This window comes from Pirellulales bacterium (genome assembly GCA_019636345.1).
Lineage (GTDB): Bacteria > Planctomycetota > Planctomycetia > Pirellulales > Lacipirellulaceae.
Map to the genome: position 1 here is coordinate 725066 of JAHBXQ010000001.1, position 22964 is coordinate 748029.

Below are 22964 nucleotides of genomic sequence, written 5' to 3' on the forward strand. Positions count from 1 at the left end.
GGTCGCGCCTACGCACGCCCCCGACGCTCCGTTATTCTAGGGTTCAGCCCCCGGCGACGCCACGAACGCCCTCAGTCTGTCCTGACCCCCTTGGAAGGGCGCCTGGGGTCGCAGCGCAGCGGAGCCCCCAGGGGATCTGCTGGGGGCTCACTTCGTTCGACCCCAGCCACCCATCAATTTGCCAAATGCACTATCCCTCAGTCGGCCCAGGCAATCCGCCGTCGTCGCTTGCAGCCGACAATCGTTCCTTAACCCCGTCGGGCGAGCGAGGTTTCTCGCCCTTGCGGTCCGCCCCATGACGCCCCCCTCCCCGACAGCTTCAGTGTACCTCATCGGCGCCGGTCCCGGCGACCCGGGGTTGCTGACGTTGCGGGGCTGCGAGCTCTTGGCCCGGGCGGACGTGGTCTGTTACGACTACCTCGTCGACCCCCGGGTGCTCGTCCACGCTCGACCCGACGCCGAGCAGATTTGCCTCGGTCGACATGGACACGGCCGGCTTCTGACGCAGGACGAAATCAACGCCGCCCTGGTCGCCGCGGCCCGCGCGGGTCGGACGGTCGCTCGGCTCAAGGGGGGCGACCCGGCGATCTTCGGTCGCTTGGCCGAGGAGATCGCCGCGCTCGAGGCCGCCCGCGTCCCTTACGAGGTCGTCCCCGGCGTCACCGCCGCCTCGGCCGCGACGGCCTACGCGGGGATCCCGCTCACCCATCGCGAGGCCGCCTCCTGCGTCGCCTTTATCACCGGCAAGGAGTGTCGCGACAAACAGGGCGATTTGCTCGACCTTGCCGCGCTTGCACAGTTTCCGGGGACGCTCGTCATCTACATGGGAGTGACCACGGCGCCCGCGTGGGCGACGGGGCTCGTCGCCCATGGCAAGTCGCCCGACACCCCCGCGGCGATCGTCCGGCACGCCAGCCTGCCGCAGCAGCGGGTCGAGATCACGACCCTCGGCGAGTTGCCCGCGGCGCTCGTCCCGAGTCGCTTCCGCCCCCCGATCGTGGTGATCGTGGGCGAAGCGGTCGCCGCGCGGACCGCGGCTAGCTGGTTCTCCACGCGTCCCCTCTTCGGCCAGACCGTACTCGTCACCCGTCCGGCGCATCAGGCCGACGCGCTGGCCGAGCGGCTGGAAGCGCTGGGCGCCCGGGTGCTGCGGCAGCCGGCGATCACGATCGGCCCCGCGCCCGACCCGGCGGCCGTCGCGGCGACGCTCGCCCGGCTCGGGGAGTTCCAGTGGCTGGCGTTTTCCAGCGTCAACGGCGTCGAGCGCTTCCTGGCCGCGCTCCGCGCCGGCGGGCGCGACCTCCGCGCGCTGGGCGGGCTCAAGCTCGCCGCGATCGGCCCCGCCACAACGGCGGCCTTAGCCGCCCACGGTTTGATCGCCGACGTCCAACCGGCCGAGTACCGCGCCGAAGCGCTCGCCGAGGCGCTTGCCGCCGCGGCCGCGCGGGGCGAGCGGTTCCTGCTCGTCCGGGCCAGCCGCGGCCGCGAGGTCCTGGCCGAACAACTTGCCGCCGCCAGCCCCGGACCGGGCGCCGTCGAGCAAGTCGTCGTTTACGAAAGCCGCGACGTGACGACCCCCGACTCGCAGGTGGCCGAGCAACTCAGCGCGGGTCACATCGACTGGATCACCGTCACCAGCTCGGCGATCGCCCGTTCGCTGGCCGCCCTGTTCGGCGACGACTTGGCCCGAGCCAAACTCGCCGCGATCAGCCCCCTGACCGCCGCCGCCCTCGCTGAATCGCACCACGCGGCGCGCGTCGTCGCGACGGAGTCTACGAGCGAAGGACTCGTCGCGGCGATGCTCGCGGACCACCCGTTCGCGTAAGCGTCCAGTCGCGCCGGCGCAAGCATCGGGCGTCGTCCCCCTAGCGATCTCCTTGTGCCGGCGAGCAAAACTCCATCATGATCTCGTGCAAAACCCCGGCCTGCGGCACGGCGGAGCCTTCGCCGAACGTGTTGGGGGCCAACGTCTTGCGCACCGGAACGCCGATCGCGGGGCGGCTGGTTTTGCTAGCAAAACTCGCGGCGGGCGAGCAAAACTCGCGACACGTCGCGAGGACTGGAAAAGGAGGACTGGTCCATTTCCTCCACTCCATCTTCCACTTCCTCAGCCCGCGCGGGGCGGGGGATTGTTCGAAAAGCTACCGACGCCTGCCCGCTGTGTTAATATGGACCTGTCCCCTTTTATCCCCCAGCGGCTTCGTATCGTCGCTGTCGCAACGATTGTGCGGCTGGCAACGGCTCCCCTGGACGCAACGGGCGTCATCCCCTACGCTGGCCTTCACACGAAGATTGTTGTACAATTATTTTATTGTGAAGGCTGTTCGATGCCCGAGACGGAAGTCCAGTTCTACCAGGAGGACGAAGGCAGCGTGCCGGTGCGGGACTGGCTCGCCGAGTTGCAGCAGCGGAACCGGCCAGCGTTCGCCAAGTGCGTTCAGGCCATTGAGCGGCTGGCAGAGTTTGGCCACGAACTACGTCGTCCGCACGCCGACATGCTCCGCGACGGGATTTACGAACTGCGGGTTCGGCACAAGCGGGTCAACTACCGCATCCTGTATTTCTTCCACGGCCAGAACGTGGCGGTGTTGGCTCACGGGCTGGTGAAAGAGAAGCAGGTTCCCGACGTGGACATTCAGCGGGCGATTGAGCGAAAGCGGAAGCTGGAAAACGATCCTGACAAGCACACGTTCAGTGGAGAAGAGAACGATGGCCAAGACTAAAAACGCTGTGGCGATCATCAACGGCATGATCGGCGACGATCAGGAGCTACGCGACTTGATCCGCGAAGCGAAGACTAACGCCGATATCGCCCAAATGATTTACGATGCCCGGATGGAGGCCGAGTTGAGCCAGCAGGCCCTGGCGGAGTTGATCGGCTCCAACCAGCAGACAATCTCGCAACTGGAAGACGCCGACTACGAAGGGCACTCGCTGGCCATGCTACGCCGCATCGCCGACGCCCTGCATCGGGAACTGATTGTGCAGTTCGTGCCGACCAAGCACGCGGGCTGACTACCTCGTTACCTCCAACACTCACTACTCCACTGAACCGGGGGAGGGGCTGAACCGACCGGTGATGAGCAGGCCCGGTCAATGGGGTATGTAAGGCCCTATCGACCGAGAGCGTGCTGTGATTCGGATGGGGTAGCGGTTCGGCGGGTTGACGGGGCCGCCGGGGATCAGGGGTTGTTGGGTTGTCAGACGTTTGTCTGATACTCTTCCCAGTGAACCCGCTGGCCATCCCTCACGATGAAAAACTCTTCGCTATCCAAAGTCAGGATGCGATTCTCTTCATCGTAATCGTCGATGCTAAAGAACGGTTCGTCCGACGTGGCTTCCACGGCAAACTCGATACGTTCGCCTTTCTCAAGCTTGTAGAGGCACGCCCAGGGATCAACCTGGACAAAGACAGGCTTATCCTTCGAGTTGCTGAATTCGATTCTTAGCACGACTGCTCCGCATCATTCTCGTTTGAACTTCGGTATCCCCATACGCTCAGCGAAATCGTTGACAGACCTGCCGGGGTTCGGCCCGCGTCCGAGCAGGTAATCCGCACGAGCTTGGTTGAAGGCCGACTGTTCTGATCCAGCCGGGTTCTTCTTGGCGACTCCCGAGAAGTAGTCGGCCAGAGCTTGGCGGGTTTTCAGCGGCAACTGTGCTCTTGGGCCGCCGTCAAAGATGTTCTTGAGTGCTGCTCGTTCAGCACCGGTCAGATCGCCAATCTTGTTGACGACGGTCGTCCCAACTCTGGTTGGGGCAAAACCCCGGCCTGCGGCACGGCGGAGCCTTCGCCGAACGTGTTGGAGGCCAACGTCTTGCGCGCCGGAACGCCGATCGCGGGGCGACCGGTTTTGCTAGCAAAACTCGCGGCGGGCGAGCAAAACTCGCGACACGTCGCGGTTCGCGCCCGGCGAGCGCTTGGGTCGCAAGCACGGACAAAGCGCGCGGCTGGCAGCATCTGTTCTACGCGATGCGGCGGCCCATCTTCTAGCGGAATCCTGCGGGAAATTGAGGGGACGATCCCGGCCTTGTCGCCGGGCGCTCGGCTACAAAAGCCCAGATCAGTTCGAAGCCGAGTGCGCCCCAATCGAGGCGGCGTCACTGAAAGACCCGCTGCTGTGCGAAAGTCGTGAGCTATCGTAGCTTCTCCACAATCGGCGACAGAAGAGAAGACGAAGATTGAAAGTATCAAGCAAGTGAAATCCGCATGTCGAGGACTACCGAACCTAGCTACTGGCGACCTCGCTGATCTTCGCCGTGCACCGCACAATACCCGCCGCTTCGGAAGACGGATAACCATTCGTCGAAGTGGTATGGCTTGTAGCCGACAACGGCATTACGACATTGCCGTCCGGACGTTGTTCTGCCGCTGCATTGAACAAAACCCTCAGAATGAAGCCACGTTTCATATTCGTCGCGAGTCACGCCACACACTTTTGCTGCAAACGCCACTGGATCTTTCAAGTAGGCATCTAGCTCCGATCGTGTGGAAATGCGTACACGATCTAGGTCTCCTCCGGACACATACGGGAGCAATGCCGTAAAGAAGCACTTGGCGTCCAGTAATTCGTAAAGTAACGAGAGGTCTTTGGGGATCTTGTTTCGCCCGTCAAATCGAAGCTCCCCTGAAAACTCGACGTATCGATACACCTGATCCGTCTGTACTGCTTCCATCCTGTGGCTCCTTAAACCCATGTTGACCAACGTCGAATCCGTGGGGAAGAAAAGGGGACAGGTCCATTTCCTCCACTCCATCTTCCTCTTCCTCAGCCCGTGCGGGGCGGGGGAATGTTCGAAAAGCCACCGACGCCTGTCCGCTGTGTTAATCTGGACCTGTCCCCTTTTCCCTCCCAAGAGTGGTTGCTTTGTCGATTCAATGGCCGACTACATTTTGGTTGCCCACTTCCTGATTATGTAGCCAAACAACCAACATATAGTACCGTTGAAAACTAAAGAAAATGGCAATCCAGCAGTAAAAAGTTGAAGTCGTGTGCCGTTGTCACCAAAAACAAAAAGCCATCCAAAGAGTTCCGCCAAACCTAATATAAACTCAAGATTACCTTTCAACGGGTGCTGAATGGAAAACAGCTCGGCAAAATAAATCAGTAACGTAAATAGGATGGCTGACAATGCCAGCCCCCATGGAAAGCGAGTAGAACGAAGACACTTCCACAAAATAGATTTTACGACATCTGCGCTCATCAATAGCTGTCCTTTGAAGCAGAGGTTAGTGTACCCTCTGTTCTGTAAAAGTCCCTGCAGGGGCCGCGTTGGTGCGGGGCGTAGCGACGGCGAGCGCAGCGAGCCGAGCGAAGCCTCGCACCAACGCGGCGTGCGAACACCAAGCGGCTTGAACAGGGCGGGCCAAGACGGTTTCCTCGTTGGGCTTGGTTCTCAATCACTCCCTCGGAACGGAAGCTCCGCCATGACCCGCAAACTGCAATCTACCGGTTAGCACCGGTTGGGGACAGCCTGGGCTATCCCGCACTGCGTGCCTGATCTTCGGGACTCTCCTCAGGCCCCAGCGGGGCCGACATGATGTTGCCAGGGCCGAAGGCCCTGGTCGCGTGATGCGCCGCGCATCGCAGCCCCGGGAGGGGCGACTGGCGGGGCCGATTTCCTGCTGCCCCTGCCGGGGCTCCGCGTGCGAGGGCGCGAGCTGAAACCAGGGCCTTCGGCCCTGGCAACACCATGCCGGCCCTACCGGGCCTGAAGCGGATAACACCGGTTGCCCGCAAGGGAGTGCGTGAGCAAGAAGCATTCACCCCAACCGTGGCCCCCACGCCGAGCGTTGCTCGGATCCCTGCAGCCCCGGCCTCTGGCCGGGGGTTGCGTACCGGAGGCGCAACGCTTGCTCCAACGGTAATCGACCCTCCGGCAGAGCCGGGGGCTGATGTTGCCATTGGCAGTGTCGTGCGCCGCGCCCGACTGGGCAAACTTTGCCGGCAAACGTCCGACGTTTGCAGTCGTGGCTGGGCGGGGGTCGATGAGCAGGGTATGAGCCGCCCTGCCCCGAAGCGACCTGCCCCCAAGATTCGCGCCACGCTCTACCTGCCCGCCGACCTGTTGGACGAGGCTCGCAACGCCGCCGTCCACTTGGCCGGCAACCCGGCGCGGCTGACGCTCACGAAGCTGGCCGAGAACGCCTTGCGGGCGGAGTTGGCGCGACTCAAGACGCTGTACAACCAGGGGCGCGAATTCCCGCCCCGGGACGAGGACTTGCGCGGGGGCCGGCCGATCGCCGCGTAAACCGTCATGCCCCCTGCCGGATCGCCCGTCGTCCCGAGCCCCTCGACCGCCTGGTCGCAAGCGGTCGCGTTCACCCAGCGAATCGACCAACCGACCGACAAGTCGGCGTCCCCCTCGAGCGACGTCCGCGCCGCCGACTCGGCCGCCGCGCCGTCGGCTGCCGAGTTGCGCCGGCAGTTGCTGAAAATGATCGTCGCCAACGAAAAACTGCGCCGCCAAGACCAACAGCAAACCGCCCGCTAAGTCGGGACGACCGTGTTCGTGAGCCTGCCGCTTACTTCGCATCGACCGTCTTTCGGGCGACGCGCCTGGCGTCGTTGCGCCGGGCGCTGCGCGCTGGCGAGCGGCGGGTTGACGCTCGCGCTGCTGATCGCGGCGCCGGCCCGCGCGGGCGCCAACGTCTATCCGCTGCAAGCTCACCTGCGGTCGGACGTGCCGCATCCGGCCGTCGCGCGGATCGTGGTGCCCGAGAACGGCGCCACCTCGTACGGCAGCGGCGTGCTGGTCGACGTCCGCGACGACTTCGGACTGGTGATCACCAACTGGCACGTCGTGCGCGACGCGGCGGGGACGGTCGAGGTGATCCTGCCGGGGGGCTTCACCTCGAAGGCCCGGCCGCTGAAGGTCGACTCCGATTGGGATCTGGCGGCGCTGGTGATCTGGCGGCCCCCCGCGGCCCCCGTGGAGATCGCCCCCCGGGCGCCGCAACCGGGCGAGCAGCTCACGATCTGCGGGTACGGGCCGGGGATCTACCGCTCGGCCACGGGCCGCTGCACGCAGTACTATTCGCCGCGGGTCGACCTGCCGCAGCACATGGTCGAGTTGAACGTCGAAGCCCGGCAGGGAGATTCGGGGGGCCCGATCTTCAACGAGCGGGGCGAGCTGGCGGGGGTGCTGTTCGGCGCCGGCGAAGGGACCACGCTGGGAAGCTTCGGGGGGCGGGTGGGCAACTTTCTCGCGTCGCTGGCGCCCGACATTGGCCGCGGCTCCGGCGAGGCCCCGCCGGTGCGACGCCCGGAGTTCGCGCTGGCTTCGACGATGACCTCTGCCGAGCCGCAAGGCGCGCCGCGGCCGGCGACCGCGACCGTGCGAGGCGGCGAGCAGGCTTCGCCGTGGGCGCCGGGGCCTGCGCCCGCGCCGGCCCTGGTCATGGGGACCTCGACCCTGCAGCCGCCGACGACCCCGGGCGCGTCCGCGCCTGACGCGTTCAATCCATGGGGGGAGGCGAGCTCGAGAGCCAGCGCCGCGGCCCCGGGTTCGGCCGCGAGCGGCGCGTGGCTCGACACGCTCAAAACCGCCTTGGCCGCGATCGGCGTCGTGGCGCTCGCGGCGCAGGCGCTGAAGCTGGTGCGGTGAGGGCTGCGGGCGACTTGCCGCGCTGCCGCGACAGTTTGAACGGCAGTCCTACGAGGCGCGATTCGCTCCGGCGAGGCGCTCGCGGAGGAGCGGCACGATCGCCACGGGGACAAACCGCGCCAGTTCCTCGTCGGTCGCCAAGGGCGCGATCTGCTTGATCAGCGAGCTCGACACGTGCGAGTACTCCTCGTCGGCCATCAGGAACACCGTCTCGATCCCCGGGTCGAGTTTTCGGTTGGCCAGCGTCATCGTGAACTCGGCCTCGATGTCTCCCAGCGTCCGCACGCCGCGGACGATCACCCGCGCGCCGATCTCGCGCACGAACCGGACGGCGAGCCCGGTGAAGGTCTCGACCCGGACGTTGCCGATCGGGCGGGTCGCCTCGCGGACGAGCTCGATCCGTTCCTCGGCGGTGAAGAGCGGCTGCTTGTCGATATTGATGCCGACGCCGACCACGAGCTCATCGACGAGCCCGGCGCTGCGTTCGATGACGTTGAGGTGTCCGAGCGTGATGGGGTCGAACGAACCGGTGTACACGGCGCGGCGGGTCATAGATTCGGTTCCTCGAACAGAGTCCGAGCGGTCAGGGGGAAAAGGTCGCGAGCGCCGACAGCAGGCGGTCGAGGTCGTCCGTGGTATTGTACCCGTGCGGGCTGATTCGCAACCGACCCCCGCGGCTCGCCAGGACGACCCCGTGCCGCAGGCAGTGGGTTCGCACCGCGTCGGCGTCGGCGCCGGGGAGTTCGAACAGCACGATTCCCGAGCGGCGGTCCCCGTCGCGGGGCGAGAGGATGTTCGCCCCGGCCGCGACCAAGCGGGAGCAGGCTTCGTCCGTGAGATCGAGCACAGCCGCGGCGATGTCGTCGATCCCCAACTCGAGCAGCATCGCCTGGCTCGCCCCGAGCGCGATCAGGCCGCTGGTGTTCCGCGTCGCGGTCTCGAACCGGGCCGCGTCGTCGCGGAGGCGGATCTCGCGCCGCAGGAAGTCGAACGGGTCGGTCATGCTGTTCCAGCCAATGCCGACGCGCCCCGGGTCGAGCTCGGCGAGCCGTTCGCGCCGGATTGCGGCGAATGCGGCTCCCTCGGGCGCCATCTGCCACTTCTGACCGTTGACCGCGACGAGATCGATCGGCACGGCCCGGGCGTCGAACGGAAAGGCGCCGACCCCCTGGATGGCGTCGACCACGAACCAGGCGCCGCGGGCGGCGGCGATCTCGGCGAACGGGGCGAGGTCGCGGCGGCAGCCGCTGGCGTAGGCGATCCAACTGACGCTCACGACGCGCGTTCGATCGTCGCACGCCGCGGCCACGGCGGTCGGGTCGACGCGCCCCTGGTCCGTCGGCACGAACCGCGTTTCCACGCCCAGGTCGGCCAGTTGCATCCAGGGGTAGGCGTTCGCGGGGAATTCGTCGTCGAGCGTGACGACGTTGTCCCCATTACGCCACGGCAACCCGCGGGCGACGAGGCTGATCCCCCCGGTCGTGTGGGGGGTGAAGACGATCTCAGCGGGATCGACCCCCACGAGCGCGGCCGAGGTGCGGCGGGTCTGCTCGAGGCGCTTGGCCCATCCGATCCACGCCGGCGCCCCGTCGCCGCCCGCCTCGTCGAGCCACGTGGCGAGCGCCTCGCGCACCGGCAGCGGCATCGGCGACACGGCGGCATGGTCGAAGTACGCCCACTTCCGCGTCACCGGCATCAACGCCCGGAACCGCTCGCGGGTGGCTTGAATCGAGGCGTTCACGTGGCAGGGACCAAGGGGTTGAACGAGCAGGCTGAGTCTCGCGCCGGCCGACCGTCGCTATTGCTCCCCGGCAGGCTGCTCGCCCATGTCGAGCGTCTTCCACAGGAACGCCCAGCGGTCGGCGGCTTGGTCGATGCGTTTCGAGGTGGGCGTGCCGGCGCCGTGGCCGGCGCGGGTTTCGACCCGCAGCAGGATGGGGGCCTCGCCCCCCTGGGCGGCCTGCATGGCCGCGGCGTACTTGAAGCTGTGCATCGGCACGACCCGGTCGTCGGTGTCGGCCGTGGTGATCATCGTGGGCGGATAGCTCGTCCCCGCGCGGATGTTGTGGTAGGGCGAGTAGGCGAACAACGCCCGAAACGATTCGGGATCCTCGGGCGCCCCGAACTCGTCGCGCCAGAAGTGCCCGGCGGTGAACTGGTGGTAACGCAACATGTCCATCACCCCGACCGCGGGGAGGCAGGCGCCGAACAGCTCCGGACGCTGCGTCTCGACCGCGCCGACCAACAGCCCCCCGTTGCTTCCGCCCATCACCGCCAGTTTCGCCGGTCGCGTGTACTTCTCGGCGATCAACCACTCGGCGGCGGCGATGAAGTCGTCGAACACGTTTTGCTTGTCAAGCTGCTTGCCCGCTTGATGCCATTGTTCGCCGTACTCGCCCCCGCCGCGCAAATTCGGCACGGCCAGCACGCCCCCCATGTCCATCCACACGGCGTACTCGACCGAAAACGCGGGGGTGATCGAGATGTTGAACCCGCCGTAGCCGTACAGCAGCGTCGGATTGTCGCCGTCGCGGGCGAGCCCCTTCGTGTGCGAGATGATCAGGGGGATCCGCGTGCCGTCCTGGCTGCGGTAGAACGCCTGGCGCGATTCGTATTGCGCGGGATCGAACTTCACCTGCGGCGCCCGGACCAGTTGCGACTCGCCCGAGCGGAGGTCGTAGCGATAGATCGCCGGCGGGGCGACGTACCCCGTGAACATGAAGAAGGTTTCGGTCGCCGACTGGCGCCCGTCGAACCCGGCGACCGTGCCGATCCCCGGCAGCGTCACGTCCCCCAGCGGGTCCCCCTCGGCCGTGAAGAGCTCGACCCGCGCGGCGACGTCCTGCAGGTACTGGCACACCAGCTTGCCGTCCAGCAGGCTCGCCCCGTCGAGCGTCGCCTCGACGGCGCCGACGATTTCCTCGAGGCGCTCCCGTCCAGGCTTGTCGGCGGGCAGGGCGACGATGCGCTTCGTGGGGGCGTCGAGGTCGGTGATGAAGTACAGCTTGTCTCCGACGTTGCCGATGAAGCTGAACTGGTTGTCAAAGTCGTCGATCAAGCGCACCCACGCGTCGGGAGCCGAGCCGACCGAACGGACGTAGACCTTGTTTTGCGGATCGGTGCTGCGCGCGATCGACAGTACGAGATGTCGGTCGTCGTCGGACCGCGAGATCCAAAAGCTCCGCGTCGGTTCCTCGGGGAACTCGTACACCAACTCGTCGGCCTCCTGCGGGTCGCCGAGGCGATGGAAGCAGATTTTCTGATTGATCGTCGCCGCTTGGAACTGGGCGCCCTCGGGGGGCTCGGGGTAGCGGGAATAGTAGAACCCGGACCCCTCGGCGTTCCACACGATATTCCCCCAGCGGACCCACAACAGCCGATCAGGCAGCTTCGCGCCGTCGGCAATGCGTTTCACCTCGATGATCGACCAGTCGCTCCCCGCTTCTTTCACGCAATACGCCAACAGCGAGCCGTCCTCGCTGACCGCGGTTTGCCCCAGCGAGAACGAGCCGTCCTCGGCGTGCTCGTTCGGATCGATCAGGACGCGCTCTTCGCCGTCGTACGCGTCGGACCAGTACAGCACCGCTTGATCCTGCAGGCCGTCGTTCTTGTGAAAGAAGTACCGATCGCCTTCCTTCCACGGGGCCGAGTAGCGGGGGTAGTTCCACAGATCGGTGAGCCGTCGGCGGATCGACTCGCGCGCGGGGATCGCGTCGAGAAACGCCCGGGCCACGTCGTTCTGCGCGGCGACCCACGCGGCCACTTCAGGCGATTCGCGGACGTCAGCTTCGAGCCAGCGATACGGGTCGGCGACCTTCGTGCCGTGGAAGTCGTCGAACTGCTCGACGCGACGCGCGGGGGGATAACTCAACGAGGCCTCCTTGCCGTGGACGACTCCGACGACGATGCCGACGACTAGCAGAGCGAATACGAAACGCACGACGGGCCTCCTGAGAACGAATACTCCGCTCGCTCCCGCCGAAACGGCTGGGCCGCGGCGGGAACTCAACTGCTCGCGCTGCGGTAACTGACCAGCGCCCGTTGGAACACCCAACGACTGAACGCCAGCGCGGCGATCGTCGCGACGACGGCGAAACCCGCCAGTTGCATACGGTACGAATTGTCCGCCGAAAACGGCTTCGCCATCAACCCCGCGGGGACGTTGATCACCACCAAAATCGGGATTACGAAGGTGAACGCCCACCGCAACGGCCGACCGTACGGGCCGTCGTAAATCTCCATCGGGTAGCGCGAAAAATTGGTGATGTAGAACCAAAAGTCGTACAGCGACTGGTTTCGCCCCAGCCAAATGCTGGTCGCCGCCAGCGCGATCATGATGCTGTACAGAATCAGCACCCCCGCGACGACGAACACCGGGTACAGCGCGACCGCCGCGAGCGTCAACTGCCGTCCCGCGATATGAGGCAGCGCGTACGCCATGAGCCCGATCGCCACGATAAAATTCCCCAGCGACGACCAGTTGACCCGCTGCAGCGACACCAAGAACTGCGTGTCGATCGGCTTGAGCAGCGCAAAATCGAGCCCCCCGGTGCGGACCATCTCGCTCAGCTCCTCGGCGTTGGGCATGAAAAACGCTTGCACGAGGCTGTTGACGAACATCGTCGTCGCGATGAACACGAAGAACTCGTATTTGTCCCATCCGGCGATGTCATGGGTGTAGTTGAACACCAGCGCGTAGAAACCCAGGTTCATCGCCATCCAGGTGGTCGACGAAATCAGTTCGATGATGAAGTTCGCCCGAAACGTCATGTCCCGGATGAGACTGTTCCGTGCGAACGTCAGGAAGACCGCGATGTAAGCCATGGGGGATTGGGGACGAGGCGTGATGGCGAGGGGCGACAACCAATAAAACGGCGCAACGCCGTACGCTTGCGGCTTAGCCGCCGTAACCGCTGTACCGCCGATACCCGGCGTTCAGCGCCCCGCGACTGGCGACGATGAAAAACACGACCCACAATGCCTGGATCACGAGTCCGCGGGCCAACTCGTCCGGGGGGATCTTTCCCAAAAAGATCGCCGCCGGGTAATACGCCAAGTACTTCAAGGGCAGCATGTCCACCAGTCCCTGCCACGGTTGCGGCAGGATCTCCAGCGGGAACATGTGCCCGCTGCAGAAGAAGTTGAACAACATGTACACGAACAGCAGCGACGACACTTCCAGGAACCAAAACGACAGCATCCCGATTGTCGCTTCCAGGAAGAACCCCAACAGAAACGCCATCACCAGAGACGCCAAATAAGCCGCAAACACCTGCGGCTCGGGCCAGCCGGGGAAGTAGCCCCGGCACAAGAAGAACACCAGGGCAAAGGGACCCAAGGCCACCGCGTAGTAGACGATCTTGTGGGCCACCCGGGCCAGCAGCAGAAAGCCGATCACGTCGATCGGCTGGATCATGAATTTCTTGATCTCGCCGTCGCGAACCTGTCGGGCGAGCCCCGACGCCAGACCCGGCATGCTCGAAAACGCCCGCGTGATCGTCGTCAGCAGGTAATACGCAATCACGTCCTGCCGCGTGTAGCCGACGATCGTCCCCCGCCCCGCCCCGGCGAATACGGCCGTCCACAGAAAGATTTGCGTAACGATCGGCAGGAACCTCATCAAGGTCCCGAGCGCGAAGTCGCCGCGGTAAACGAGGCGCTCCTCGACGCAGATCCGAAAGATCGTCCACCAGGTTTGAGCGCGAGCAAGCATGGCACGGGCCGGAAGCGACCCACCGGAATTCAACAACGGCCGCGACCTCCCTGGTCGCCGGGGGCAAGCCTATCACCGGTCGCCGCGGACGGGAAGCGACAAACCGCCGCTACGACAGCGCCGACAGCAAGCTGGCCACGTACTCGCCGACGTCGCGCAGCACCTTCTCGCGAGGCGCCTCCGCGGCGATGCGCCGCACGATCGCCGAGCCGACGATCAGCCCGTCGGCCGCGGGGGCCAACAGCCGCACGTGGTCCGGGGTGCTCACGCCGAACCCGATGCAAATCGGCAGAGCCGTCTGCTCGCGAAGCCAGCCGACGTTGTCGATCAACTCCGGGGGGAGCGCGGTCCGCTCCCCCGTGATCCCGGCGACGGACACGTAGTAGACGAACCCGCTGGAGGTTTCGCAGATCCGCAGCGCCCGGTCGCGCGGCGTCAGCGGCGTCACCAACTGGATCAGCGACAGCTGGCGCTCGGCGCACACCTGGGCGAGCGCCGGCGATTCCTCGACCGGCAAGTCCGGCACGATCAGCCCCGCGACCCCGGCGGCGCGGACCTCGTCGCAATACTTTTCGATCCCGTGACGGTAGACGATCGCATAGCTGACCATCGTCACCACGGGGGCGGCAAGCTGCGGAGCCGTCTCGGCGAGCATCCCCAGGATGTCGCACAGCTTCACCCCGCGATCGAGCGCCCGGGTGTAAGAGGCCTGAATGACCGGCCCGTCGGCGATCGGGTCGCTGTAGGGAATCCCCACCTCGCACATGCTCGCCCCGCGGGCGACGAGCTCCCGAAGCACCGCGGCGGTAAATGCCACGTCGGGATCCCCCGCAGTGACGAACGGCATCAGGGCCTTGCGCTTCGCGGCGCGGAGACCGGCAAAGAGTTGGTCGATGGCAGGCATATGCGATAGTGGGCCAATGCCCGTTGTCAGCCGAGTGTTATGCGGCCCGGAGGGCCGAAGTCATGTCGCCAGGGGCGCCAGCCCCTGGTAGGTGATCGACGAATGTTGTCGTAGCCCCGAAGGGGCGGCAGGCAAAGGCCCGACTGCCGCCCCTCCGGGGCTACGAATTCCTTGGCCTGCGTGACCAGGGGCTTTCGCCCCTGGCGACATGCCGCCGGCCCTCCGGGCCTTCGAATACTGCGCGCCTCACCCGAACTCCACCCCCTTCAGCCGCGCAATCTCCCGCGCGTCCTTGTCCCCCCGCCCGCTGAGGCACACCACGATCGCCTCGTCGTTCTTCCGCCCGCGGGCCAACTCCATCGCCTTGGCGATCGCGTGCGAGCTTTCCAAGGCGGGCATGATCCCCTCGGCCGCGGCGCAGGCGTCGAATGCCCGCATTGCGTCGTCGTCGTCGCAACTGGCGTATGACACCCTGCCGGCGTCTTTCCAGTAGCTGTGCTCGGGGCCGACGCCGGGGTAGTCGAGGCCTGCCGACATCGAGTGGACCGGGCTCGTCTGGCCGTCCTCGTCCTGCATCACGTAACTAAAACTTCCATGAAGCACGCCAGGGCTGCCGTAGGTCAACGGCGAAGCGTGATCCCCCGGCGCCTTGCCGCGGCCGCCCGCTTCGACGCCGACCAACTCGACCTCGCCGTGCGGGATGAAGGGGTAGAACATGCCGGCCGCGTTGCTGCCGCCGCCGACGCACGCGACCACCGTGTCGGGCAGGCGCCCGATCCGTATGCGGCTTTGGTCGATCGTCTCGCGGCCGATGACCGACTGGAAATCGCGGACGATCATCGGAAACGGATGCGGCCCGACGACCGAGCCGAGGATGTAATGCGTGTCTCCGACCGAAGCCATCCAGTCGCGCATCGCCTCGTTGATCGCGTCGCGAAGCGTGCGGCTGCCGCTGGTCACGGGGCGCACCTCGGCGCCCAGCAGCTTCATCGCGAACACGTTGGGCGACTGCCGGCGGATGTCCTCCTCGCCCATGTAGACGACGCAGGGGAGCCCGAAGTGCGCGCACGCGGTTGCAGTCGCCACGCCGTGCTGGCCGGCGCCGGTCTCTGCGATGACCCGCGTCTTGCCCATCCGCAGCGTGAGCAGCGCCTGGCCCAGCGTGTTGTTGATTTTGTGGGCGCCCGTGTGGTTGAGGTCCTCGCGCTTCAGCCAGATCTGCGCTCCGCCGACCTGCTCGCTGAGCCGGCGCGCGTGGTACAACGGCGACGGCCGGCCGACGAAGTTGGCGAGCAGGTCGTCAAGCTCGGCCTGAAACGCTGCATCGGCCCGGGCCTGGGCGTACTCGGCCTCGAGCTGGTCGAGGGCGTAGACCAGCGTCTCGGGAACGTACCGCCCGCCGAAGGTGCCGAACCGCCCCTGGCGGTCGGGAACCTGCGCAGAAGCGAGCGGGCCCGTCGCGGAGGCGGTAGTTGCGGTCGTCCGAGGGATGTTGATACTCACGATGGATCCCCTGCGATGGAGCCGGCCGACGGCCGAGAACGTCAATTGTCGACCGGCCGGCGGATTCCTTCAAGCGCAAACCTCAAGGAGCGACCGCCGAACCCCGACAGCTTGAATTGTGCCGGAATCAACGTCGATCCGAGCTCATCGGCGTTTTTCCGCGTTCCGTTCCGTTCTGGACAGTCATTGGCTGAGCGCTGTCGTCCACAACCCCAAGAGCCAGGATCGAACTGCCATGTCGTTAACCGCAGTGCGCACCCTCTTGCTCACCTTGTTCCTCACCGGACAAGCGATCGCCGCGGAGAGTTCGGCCCCCGTCGACGCCGACCTGCTGCTGGCCGGCGGGACGATCTACGACGGCACGGGCGCGCCCCCGCGGCCCGGCAGCGTCGCAATTCGCGGCGATCGGATCGTCGCAGTCGGCGAGTTCGCCGTGGGCGAGGCGGCCCGCACGATTGATTGCCGAGGGCTGGCGATCGCCCCCGGGTTCATTGATCTGCACAACCACAGCGACGCCGAGGATTCGCTCCTGGCGCCGGGGAACCGCGTCGGCGCCAACTTCCTGCTGCAAGGCTGCACGACGCTCGTCACCGGCAACTGCGGCGGCGGGGCGGCCGACGTCGAGGCGTACTATCGCGATCTCGAGGAGGGGGGCGTCGGCGTCAACGTCGCCCAGCTCATTCCTCACGGAGCGGTCCGTCGTCAGGTCCTCGGCAATCGCCGCGTCGACCCGACCCCCGAGCAGCTCGCCGACCTGTGCTCCCGCGTCGACCGCGGCATGCTGGCCGGGGCGTGGGGGATGTCGACCGGGTTGATCTACGTCCCCAGCTCCTACGGCTCCGTCGACGAGCTCGCCGCGATGTCGGCCCGCGTCGCGGCTCATGGGGGCATTTACGCCAGTCACATTCGCAGCGAGGACAATGCGTTTCTGGAGGCCGTCGACGAAGCCCTTGAGATCGGTCGCCGCTCGGGGGCGCCGGTCCACGTGTCGCACTTCAAGGTCTGCGGCAAGCCTTATTGGGGAACGGTCCGCACCGCGGCCCGCATGATCGAGCAGGCCCGCGCCGCCGGGATGACGGTTACGGCCGACCAGTACCCGTACCTCGCCACGTCGACTTCATTGGGGGCGATGATGCTTCCCAGTTGGGCCCGCGAGGGGAGCCGCGACGAAGTTGCCGCCCGCCTGCGCGACCCCGAACAGCAGCCGCAATTGCGGCGCGAGATCGAACAGGCTCTCTCCGAGCGGCCGAAGATCCATATCGTCGCCTGCCGGACGCATCCCGAGTACGCCGGCCGCGAAGTGCGCGAACTGGCCGCCGCGGCGGGGCTCGACGTGGTCGAGTTCGTCCTCGAGTTTCTTGCCGAAGAGGACCCGTCGGCGGTCAACTTCGCCCTCGACGAGGCGGACGTGCGATTCGTCATGCAGTTGCCGTGGGTGGCGACCGCCTCGGACGGCTCGGTGAAGGCGCCCTCCGACGCGGCGGTGCACCCCCGCAGTTACGGCACGTTTCCGCGCAAGGTGGGGTACTACAGCGTGCGCGAGAACGTCCTGCCGCTCGAGCAAGCGATCCGTTCCTGCAGCGGCTTGCCGGCCGACGTGCTGGGGATGGACGACCGCGGCTACGTGCGCGTGGGAGCAATCGCCGACGTGGCGGCGTTCGACCCGCAGAAGATCATCGACGGCGCCACCTACGACAAGCCGTACGAGCTGCCGCAAGGGATTCCCTGGGTGCTGGTCAACGGTGTCGTCGCGGTCGAGAAGGGCGAGCCGACCGGGGCGAAGGCGGGTCGAGCGCTGCGGCACGCGTCGCAACTGGCCGAGGCCGAAGTGAAGACGAACTCCGGCAAGTGACGAGCCCGCGCGGCGCAAGGCGGACTGGCGTCGGCGCCTCACGATTTTCCTCCCCTCCCCCCTCCCCCCTTCCGCTATGCCCGAACTGCCGGAAGTCGAGACGATGCGGCGCGGCGTCGAGCCGGCGGTCGGGGCGCGGATCGAACGGTTCGAGCGGCTCCCCTGCCCGCGAAAGCCGATTGCGATCACGCCGACGCTGCCGGCCTTCCGGCGCCGCGTCGAAGGGCGTCGCATCGCGGCGGCCGAGCGCATCGGCAAGCGAGTCGTGTTGCGGCTCGATGGCGCCGACGCGATCGTCTTCGAGCCGCGCATGACGGGGTTGTTGTTGCTCGACGAGCCTCCGGACCGACTCTACTGCCGGGTGCGGCTGGCCCTCAGCGGGCGCGGCCGGCTGCAGCAGATTCTCTACTGGGATCGCCGCGGGCTGGGGAACGTGCACTTCGTCGCTGCCGCGGAGTTCAACCAACGTTACGGCGCCGACGTGCTGGGCCCCGACGCTTTGACGATGACCGCGTCGCTGTTGTGCGAGCGACTCGGCGCCTCGCGCCGCGCGATCAAAGTGGCGTTGTTGGACCAGAAGGCCGTCGCTGGGATCGGCAATCTCTACGCTGCGGAGATCCTCCACGTTGCGGGCGTTCACCCGGAACGAGAGTGCACGAAACTGACGACCGCGCAGTGGCGTGCGATCGCCGACGCGACGGCCGAGGTCCTCGCCGAGGCGATCCGCTACGAGGGCTCCACGCTCGGCGACGGCACGTATCGCAACGCCCTCAACAAACAGGGGGCCTACCAGAACGCCCACCGCGTCTACGACAAAACGGGCCAGCCTTGCCCCCGCTGCGGCCGCGCGATCGAGCGGATCGTGCAGGCCCAACGGGCGACGTTCTTCTGCCCCGGGTGCCAGCGACGCCGTTAGCGGCGGCGGCGGCGCGCGGCAAAGCTGACTGCCAAGCCGACGCTCGCGGCAAGTGCCGCCAGCGGGAGGGACTGCGGCTCCGCCACGGCCGCGACGGGCGCCGTTCCCCCCATCTGACGCTGCCACGCCAGAAAATCGAACCCGTCGGCGATGCCGTCGCCGTTGTGGTCGCTGCCTGCCGACGTGCCGAAGTCGAGTTGCCACTGGGCGAGATCGCCGGCGGCAATTTGGCCGTCGTGGTCGTAGTCGCTCGCCAGCGGGGCGTAGCCGACCCGCAAAGTCACGGTCTGCATGTCTTGGTCGATGATCCACTGCAGTCCAGTCGGCGCCTCGGGGAACATCGTTTGAGTGAAAGCGCCCGTGATCTGGTGCGCTGATTCCATCAGCGACCATTGCATCCCGTAGGTCGGCGTGAAAGGAGCCGCCAGCGTCACGACAAGTTCCCCGGACAAATCGAGGTTGCCGTCCACTGTGAGCAACCCGGAACCGTTCCCGGAAGCTCCGGGGCCGACCTGCAATTCGACGACTGACGCCGACGACAGCGCGAGGTCGCCGCGGAATTCGATTTCGCCGCCGAGCAGGGCCAACGTGCCTTCGTTTGCGGCGAGCGGAACGTCGACCTCGATTCGACTGCCGGTTGTCGCTTCGAGGCGTCCCCGTTGTTCAAGCAATTCCGCTTGCACAGTCAGAATCGGGAGGGCGAGGTCGTAGCCGCCGAGGTCCTTGCCGCCGACAATCGTCCCCAGGTTCGTCAAAGTATGCCCTGGCGCAAGCAAGACGCTTCCGCGCCGCTGACTGACAAACGTGACGCCCGGCCCGAGCGTCAAATCGCCGGTCGCTTCGAACCCGCCTCCCTTGCCGCCTCGGATGCCTCTCGTCGTCGCGATCCCCGTACCGGACACGGACTGCGCCCCCTGGAACAGCAGCCGCCGAACGCCCAGGGACATTGTCCCGTTAAACTCCAACCCGTCGACGATGTTGACCGGCGGCGCCGGCGAGTACTCGGTTCCCAATGAAAAAGTTCCGTCGAGAGTCGTCCCCTGCAGCGTGACCGACGCGGTTGTTCTGACGCTCCAGTTGCCGGACAGCTTGCTGTGATCGACGACCATGGTGCCGTCGAGGGCGAGTTGGTTGCTTGTCGCGACGTCCGATTGCAGCAAGAGGTCGCGCAGAACGCCCCAGCTGAAGGACCAGCCTTGGCCAAGCGAGTCCGTTAATGTGCCGTTGCTGATCGTGGAGCCGGACGTGGCGAGATCCCAGGTCCAGTTGTCGTCGTCGGCGTCGAGCGAGGCTCCTGCGAGATCGAGGGTCGAAAATTTCACGAGGATCGCGTCCGGAGTCCAGGAGAGGGCGCGAATCTGGGCGAGGGTGGCGCTAAACGCCTGTTCCAGGACGCCTCCGGTCATGGCGATCGAGTCGGGCTGCGCGGGAATTCCGAACAGCTCGAGCGCCCCTCCTGAAACGCTGATCGCCCCTAGCGACGCCGGCTGCGTCGTGAGCGTGAGTCGTCCGCCGGACACGGAAACGCCCGCGGCGTTCGTCCACTGATCGCGCAGGTCGACCGTTCCGCCTGTGACCGACAGCGGCGCGTCAATCGACGAGGTTTTCGTGAGTCGCAGCTGTCCTCCGTCGGCGACCGTCGTCGGCGCGGCCAACTGGACGTTTTCCAGAGTGAGATTGTCGCCGGCCTTGATCGTATTGCCGTTGGGCAGCCCCGTAATCGTCCCGGAGACGAGCCGCGCATTGGAGAGACGCCAAATCCCGGGGATGTCGTTGAGGTTGCGCGCCGCCCCTTCGAGCGCCAGATAGGCCGAGGAACTGTGAAACCTGATGTGAGTGTCGCTCGTCGGGGCGAATGCAGCCAGGCGAGAATAGAAGACGTTCGCGTCCAGCGAGATCGTCGCGCCGTTGAGCCACGTCCAATTCCCGGTCGTCGCCAAATTGGTTCGAACGCGCAACGTGCCGCCGTCGACGGTCATGTTCGTTCCCGTCGCGTTCCACCAACCGGTGAGGCTCATGACGGCGCCGGCGGGAATCGTCACCGGCTGATCGAAGCGGTACCCGTATCCCAGGGAGCCGTCGTAGTAGAAGCTGTAGAGGTGCGCCTGGCTGCCGGGACCGATGTCCAACTGGCCGACCGTCGCTCCCGGCTTGAAGCTGTTGATGAACAGTCGACCTCCCTCGGCGACCCGCAGCGTTCCCTTGTTCGTGAACTGCATGTCGTTGTCGATCGTCACCTGGCTGACGGGGCCGATCGCTTCGATTGTTCCGTGGTTCGTCGCGCTCACGGCGCCCGTGTGGGCGTACCAATCATCGAGCATAAACCATCCCCCCTGCTCGGCGCGAATCGTCATGCCGTCGCCGATCGTCAACTGGGGGGAATCGCCGTGGATGGAGATTCGTGCGTCCGGACTGCAGCATGAGGACTGATCAGGACGCACGACGATCGTTCCGTTGCCGTGGATTTGCCGATGGCCGTTGGTGCGGAGGTAGATCGTGTCGCTCGCCTCGATCACGCCGCCGTCGAACGCGAGGTCCGTCGGCAGATCGATGATTCGGAAAGACGAGGCGGACGAGGCGTGCAAGGTCGTCGCCAGCGTGACGTTTTCCAAGGTCAATGAATCCGAAGCGCCGGCGAAGTTCACGAACGCGCCGGCCGGCCCCTCGAGCCGCGTGTTCGCCACTGTCCCGTTGCGAAGCAACAGCTTCCCCTGCGCCGCATGAATCCCGTCCAGCGCGGTCAGTCGGCCGCCGTTCAAGAGCAGCGTCACGTCGTCCGAGTCGAGCGTGATCCTGTCGACCGTCACGTTGCCGTCGACGACGACCTGGTGTTCGGCCCCCAGGGCGACGAGCCGGGCGTGGTAGGCGTTCCCCGGCGCGGGAGAGTCGTTTTGCGGCACGATCCCCGGGGTCCAACTCGCGGCGTCATGCCACGAGCCGTCAACCGGCTGTTGCCAGTAGACGTCGGTTTGAGCCAGGACGGGACCGCAGATCCCGACCAGCCACGACATGATCAACCAGAACGGCGCGCGAGAGCCCGACATCGGCGCATCCTCCGCAGACGAGATTAAGCTGCCACCGTACTGTCTCGCCGCTGCCGCCGCAACCAGTTCGCCGCTACAGTCCCGTAAGCGACTGCAGCGCCCGGCCGCGGAAGTCGCGCAGTGCGGCGATCATGTCGGGCATCGTCTGGAACCGCTTTGCCCGGTCCTTCTCGAGGGCCTTCATCGCGATCGCCGCCAGCGCCGGCGGGATGTTGCGCTCCGGGGCTCGCTCGCGCGGCTCAAGGGGCGTCTCGCTGACGATAAGATTGAACGTGTCGCTGACCTTTTTCCCCCGCAGCGGCTCGCGCAGGGTCAGAATCTCGTACAGCAGCGCCCCGACGGCATAGACGTCGGTCCGCTCGTCGATCTGGTCCCCGCCTCCCCGCACCTGCTCAGGCGCCATGTACAGCGGCGTGCCCGGGCGCTGGCTGACGTCGGTCAGCACTTCGTGCTCCATGTGTTTGTTGGCCGGGTCCTTGGCGCCCATCGCCCACACCTTGGCGACCCCCCAGTCGAGAATAATCACTTCGCCGAACGAGCCGATCAGGATGTTCTCCGGCTTGATGTCGCGGTGGACCACGCCGTGGGCGTGGGCGTACGCCAGGCCGTTGCATACTTGGACCAAAACCCCCAGCATCCGTTCCAGGTCGTAGGTCTCAAGGGCCTTGGCGTCGCCGGCGTCTTGCCGCTCGACGATCTGGCGAAGGTTCTCTCCCTGCACTTTCTTCATCGTGAAGTACAGTCGCGACTCGAGATCGCGCCCCAGATCGTACACCGGCACCGTCGAAGGATGCTGGATCTGCGCGGTCACGCGGGCCTCGCGCAGAAACCGGCTTTGCATGTACTCGTTGTCGGCCAAGTGGGGGTGGAGCGTCTTCATGACGACCGTGCGTCCCAGACTGTTGTCGCGGCACGTGCGCAAGATCGCCGAGCCCCCTTTGGCAAGGGGCTTGAAGTCCGAGTAGCGCCCGAACCCCGTCGTCTGGTACTTCGGGAGCTGCGCGTCGGTGTCCTTCACGTAGATGTGAGGATAGGTGTCCGTTCCGGTGACGGGCGGATCGTCGTCCTGAAAGTCGGGCATCGCGGCGGTCTCGGAAGAATCGGCGCCGGGGACGCTTCGAGCAGAGGCGTGCGGCGGGGTCGCTTTGGAGTTAAGTGTACGGCAGCCCACGAAAAAGCCAACGGCGCCGCGCCGCCGAGCCGAGAGAAAGTTTGCCGCGCCGCGGCGAAACCGGTCTAATTCACGGGCCATGCTGTCGCCTCGGTTGCGCGTCGAAGTCGACCGCAGCGGGCGCAGAGGAGAATGAGTCGCGGTCGCCCAACCTCGGCGTGCGACCGCCGAGATCCAGGCAGGTTGCTCGCGACGGAATTCTTGCGCTCGTTGCGGCCTCCGCGGCGAATTATCGATCTCGTCGAACGGGCTT

Annotated in this window: 20 protein-coding genes; 8 read left to right on the forward strand and 12 right to left on the reverse strand. The window is 66.1% G+C overall.

The annotated features are described in order from the left end of the window. Positions 1–295: 295 nt before the first annotated feature. From cobA to KF688_02805, 3 genes are all read left to right on the forward strand, one after another. The gene (gene cobA / locus KF688_02795; GenBank protein ID MBX3424585.1) at positions 296–1825 is read left to right on the forward strand and encodes a uroporphyrinogen-III C-methyltransferase; all 1530 of its coding nucleotides are present in this window, start codon (positions 296–298) and stop codon (positions 1823–1825) included. Positions 1826–2327: 502 nt separating this feature from the next. Beyond that, on the forward strand, positions 2328–2723 hold the full coding sequence (locus KF688_02800; protein MBX3424586.1) for a type II toxin-antitoxin system RelE/ParE family toxin: 396 nt from the start codon (positions 2328–2330) through the stop codon (positions 2721–2723). After that, positions 2710–3015, forward strand: coding sequence for a helix-turn-helix transcriptional regulator (locus KF688_02805; protein MBX3424587.1), 306 nt, complete (start codon positions 2710–2712; stop codon positions 3013–3015). Before KF688_02800 ends, KF688_02805 begins: the two co-directional genes overlap by 14 nt. A gap of 185 nt (positions 3016–3200) precedes the next feature. Here KF688_02805 and KF688_02810 read toward each other — a convergent pair whose 3' ends face one another. The 3 genes from KF688_02810 to KF688_02820 all read right to left on the reverse strand — a co-directional run bounded on the left by KF688_02810 (position 3201) and on the right by KF688_02820 (position 5205). After that, a complete protein-coding gene (locus tag KF688_02810; protein MBX3424588.1) occupies positions 3201–3452 on the reverse strand; it encodes a hypothetical protein in 252 nt (83 codons plus the stop codon). Between the two features lie 781 nt (positions 3453–4233). After that, on the reverse strand, positions 4234–4677 hold the full coding sequence (locus KF688_02815; GenBank protein ID MBX3424589.1) for a hypothetical protein: 444 nt from the start codon (positions 4675–4677) through the stop codon (positions 4234–4236). Between the two features lie 210 nt (positions 4678–4887). Then, positions 4888–5205: a hypothetical protein gene (locus KF688_02820; GenBank protein ID MBX3424590.1), complete on the reverse strand. Its 318-nt coding sequence runs from the start codon at positions 5203–5205 to the stop codon at positions 4888–4890. Between the two features lie 795 nt (positions 5206–6000). Here KF688_02820 and KF688_02825 point away from each other — a divergent pair. The 3 genes from KF688_02825 (at position 6001) to KF688_02835 (ending at position 7608) form a co-directional block, all read left to right on the forward strand. Beyond that, positions 6001–6252: a hypothetical protein gene (locus tag KF688_02825; protein MBX3424591.1), complete on the forward strand. Its 252-nt coding sequence runs from the start codon at positions 6001–6003 to the stop codon at positions 6250–6252. A 6-nt stretch (positions 6253–6258) separates the two neighbouring features. After that, entirely contained in the window at positions 6259–6495 is a 237-nt protein-coding gene (locus KF688_02830; GenBank protein ID MBX3424592.1) for a hypothetical protein, read from the forward strand. Positions 6496–6603: 108 nt separating this feature from the next. After that, entirely contained in the window at positions 6604–7608 is a 1005-nt protein-coding gene (locus tag KF688_02835) for a trypsin-like peptidase domain-containing protein (GenBank protein MBX3424593.1), read from the forward strand. 48 nt (positions 7609–7656) lie between these two features. Here the strand turns inward: KF688_02835 and coaD are convergent, their stop codons facing one another. From coaD to trpB, 7 genes are all read right to left on the reverse strand, one after another. After that, complete coding sequence (gene coaD / locus KF688_02840; GenBank protein ID MBX3424594.1) at positions 7657–8160, reverse strand: pantetheine-phosphate adenylyltransferase; 504 nt, start codon at positions 8158–8160, stop codon at positions 7657–7659. Between the two features lie 31 nt (positions 8161–8191). Beyond that, positions 8192–9349: an aminotransferase class V-fold PLP-dependent enzyme gene (locus KF688_02845; protein MBX3424595.1), complete on the reverse strand. Its 1158-nt coding sequence runs from the start codon at positions 9347–9349 to the stop codon at positions 8192–8194. 57 nt (positions 9350–9406) lie between these two features. Further along, the gene (locus KF688_02850) at positions 9407–11548 is read right to left on the reverse strand and encodes a S9 family peptidase (protein ID MBX3424596.1); all 2142 of its coding nucleotides are present in this window, start codon (positions 11546–11548) and stop codon (positions 9407–9409) included. 65 nt (positions 11549–11613) lie between these two features. After that, on the reverse strand, positions 11614–12432 hold the full coding sequence (locus KF688_02855; protein MBX3424597.1) for an ABC-2 family transporter protein: 819 nt from the start codon (positions 12430–12432) through the stop codon (positions 11614–11616). 73 nt (positions 12433–12505) lie between these two features. Continuing rightward, a complete protein-coding gene (locus KF688_02860; protein MBX3424598.1) occupies positions 12506–13321 on the reverse strand; it encodes an ABC-2 family transporter protein in 816 nt (271 codons plus the stop codon). A gap of 109 nt (positions 13322–13430) precedes the next feature. After that, entirely contained in the window at positions 13431–14225 is a 795-nt protein-coding gene (gene trpA / locus KF688_02865) for a tryptophan synthase subunit alpha (protein ID MBX3424599.1), read from the reverse strand. 246 nt (positions 14226–14471) lie between these two features. Continuing rightward, a complete protein-coding gene (trpB, locus tag KF688_02870; GenBank protein MBX3424600.1) occupies positions 14472–15716 on the reverse strand; it encodes a tryptophan synthase subunit beta in 1245 nt (414 codons plus the stop codon). 247 nt (positions 15717–15963) lie between these two features. Between trpB and KF688_02875 the strand changes: the two genes are divergently transcribed. Both KF688_02875 and mutM read left to right on the forward strand, forming a co-directional pair. After that, on the forward strand, positions 15964–17580 hold the full coding sequence (locus tag KF688_02875) for a D-aminoacylase (protein MBX3424601.1): 1617 nt from the start codon (positions 15964–15966) through the stop codon (positions 17578–17580). Between the two features lie 76 nt (positions 17581–17656). Then, complete coding sequence (mutM, locus tag KF688_02880) at positions 17657–18496, forward strand: bifunctional DNA-formamidopyrimidine glycosylase/DNA-(apurinic or apyrimidinic site) lyase (protein ID MBX3424602.1); 840 nt, start codon at positions 17657–17659, stop codon at positions 18494–18496. Here mutM and KF688_02885 read toward each other — a convergent pair. Both KF688_02885 and KF688_02890 read right to left on the reverse strand, forming a co-directional pair. Continuing rightward, a complete protein-coding gene (locus KF688_02885) occupies positions 18493–21540 on the reverse strand; it encodes a hypothetical protein (protein MBX3424603.1) in 3048 nt (1015 codons plus the stop codon). The genes mutM and KF688_02885 overlap by 4 nt on opposite strands. Positions 21541–21613: 73 nt before the next feature. Beyond that, a complete protein-coding gene (locus tag KF688_02890) occupies positions 21614–22621 on the reverse strand; it encodes a serine/threonine protein kinase (protein ID MBX3424604.1) in 1008 nt (335 codons plus the stop codon). Positions 22622–22964: the final 343 nt, after the last annotated feature.

Coding starts and splice junctions, on each gene's coding strand:
- KF688_02875 (MBX3424601.1), top strand. CDS start 15,964: ATGTCGTTAACCGCAGTGCGCACCCTCTTGCTCACCTTGTTCCTCACC.
- KF688_02830 (MBX3424592.1), top strand. CDS start 6,259: ATGCCCCCTGCCGGATCGCCCGTCGTCCCGAGCCCCTCGACCGCCTGG.
- mutM (MBX3424602.1), top strand. CDS start 17,657: ATGCCCGAACTGCCGGAAGTCGAGACGATGCGGCGCGGCGTCGAGCCG.
- KF688_02855 (MBX3424597.1), bottom strand. CDS start 12,432: ATGGCTTACATCGCGGTCTTCCTGACGTTCGCACGGAACAGTCTCATC.
- coaD (MBX3424594.1), bottom strand. CDS start 8,160: ATGACCCGCCGCGCCGTGTACACCGGTTCGTTCGACCCCATCACGCTC.
- KF688_02815 (MBX3424589.1), bottom strand. CDS start 4,677: ATGGAAGCAGTACAGACGGATCAGGTGTATCGATACGTCGAGTTTTCA.
- KF688_02825 (MBX3424591.1), top strand. CDS start 6,001: ATGAGCCGCCCTGCCCCGAAGCGACCTGCCCCCAAGATTCGCGCCACG.
- KF688_02890 (MBX3424604.1), bottom strand. CDS start 22,621: ATGCCCGACTTTCAGGACGACGATCCGCCCGTCACCGGAACGGACACC.
- KF688_02800 (MBX3424586.1), top strand. CDS start 2,328: ATGCCCGAGACGGAAGTCCAGTTCTACCAGGAGGACGAAGGCAGCGTG.
- KF688_02860 (MBX3424598.1), bottom strand. CDS start 13,321: ATGCTTGCTCGCGCTCAAACCTGGTGGACGATCTTTCGGATCTGCGTC.
- KF688_02885 (MBX3424603.1), bottom strand. CDS start 21,540: ATGTCGGGCTCTCGCGCGCCGTTCTGGTTGATCATGTCGTGGCTGGTC.
- KF688_02805 (MBX3424587.1), top strand. CDS start 2,710: ATGGCCAAGACTAAAAACGCTGTGGCGATCATCAACGGCATGATCGGC.
- cobA (MBX3424585.1), top strand. CDS start 296: ATGACGCCCCCCTCCCCGACAGCTTCAGTGTACCTCATCGGCGCCGGT.
- KF688_02820 (MBX3424590.1), bottom strand. CDS start 5,205: ATGAGCGCAGATGTCGTAAAATCTATTTTGTGGAAGTGTCTTCGTTCT.
- trpA (MBX3424599.1), bottom strand. CDS start 14,225: ATGCCTGCCATCGACCAACTCTTTGCCGGTCTCCGCGCCGCGAAGCGC.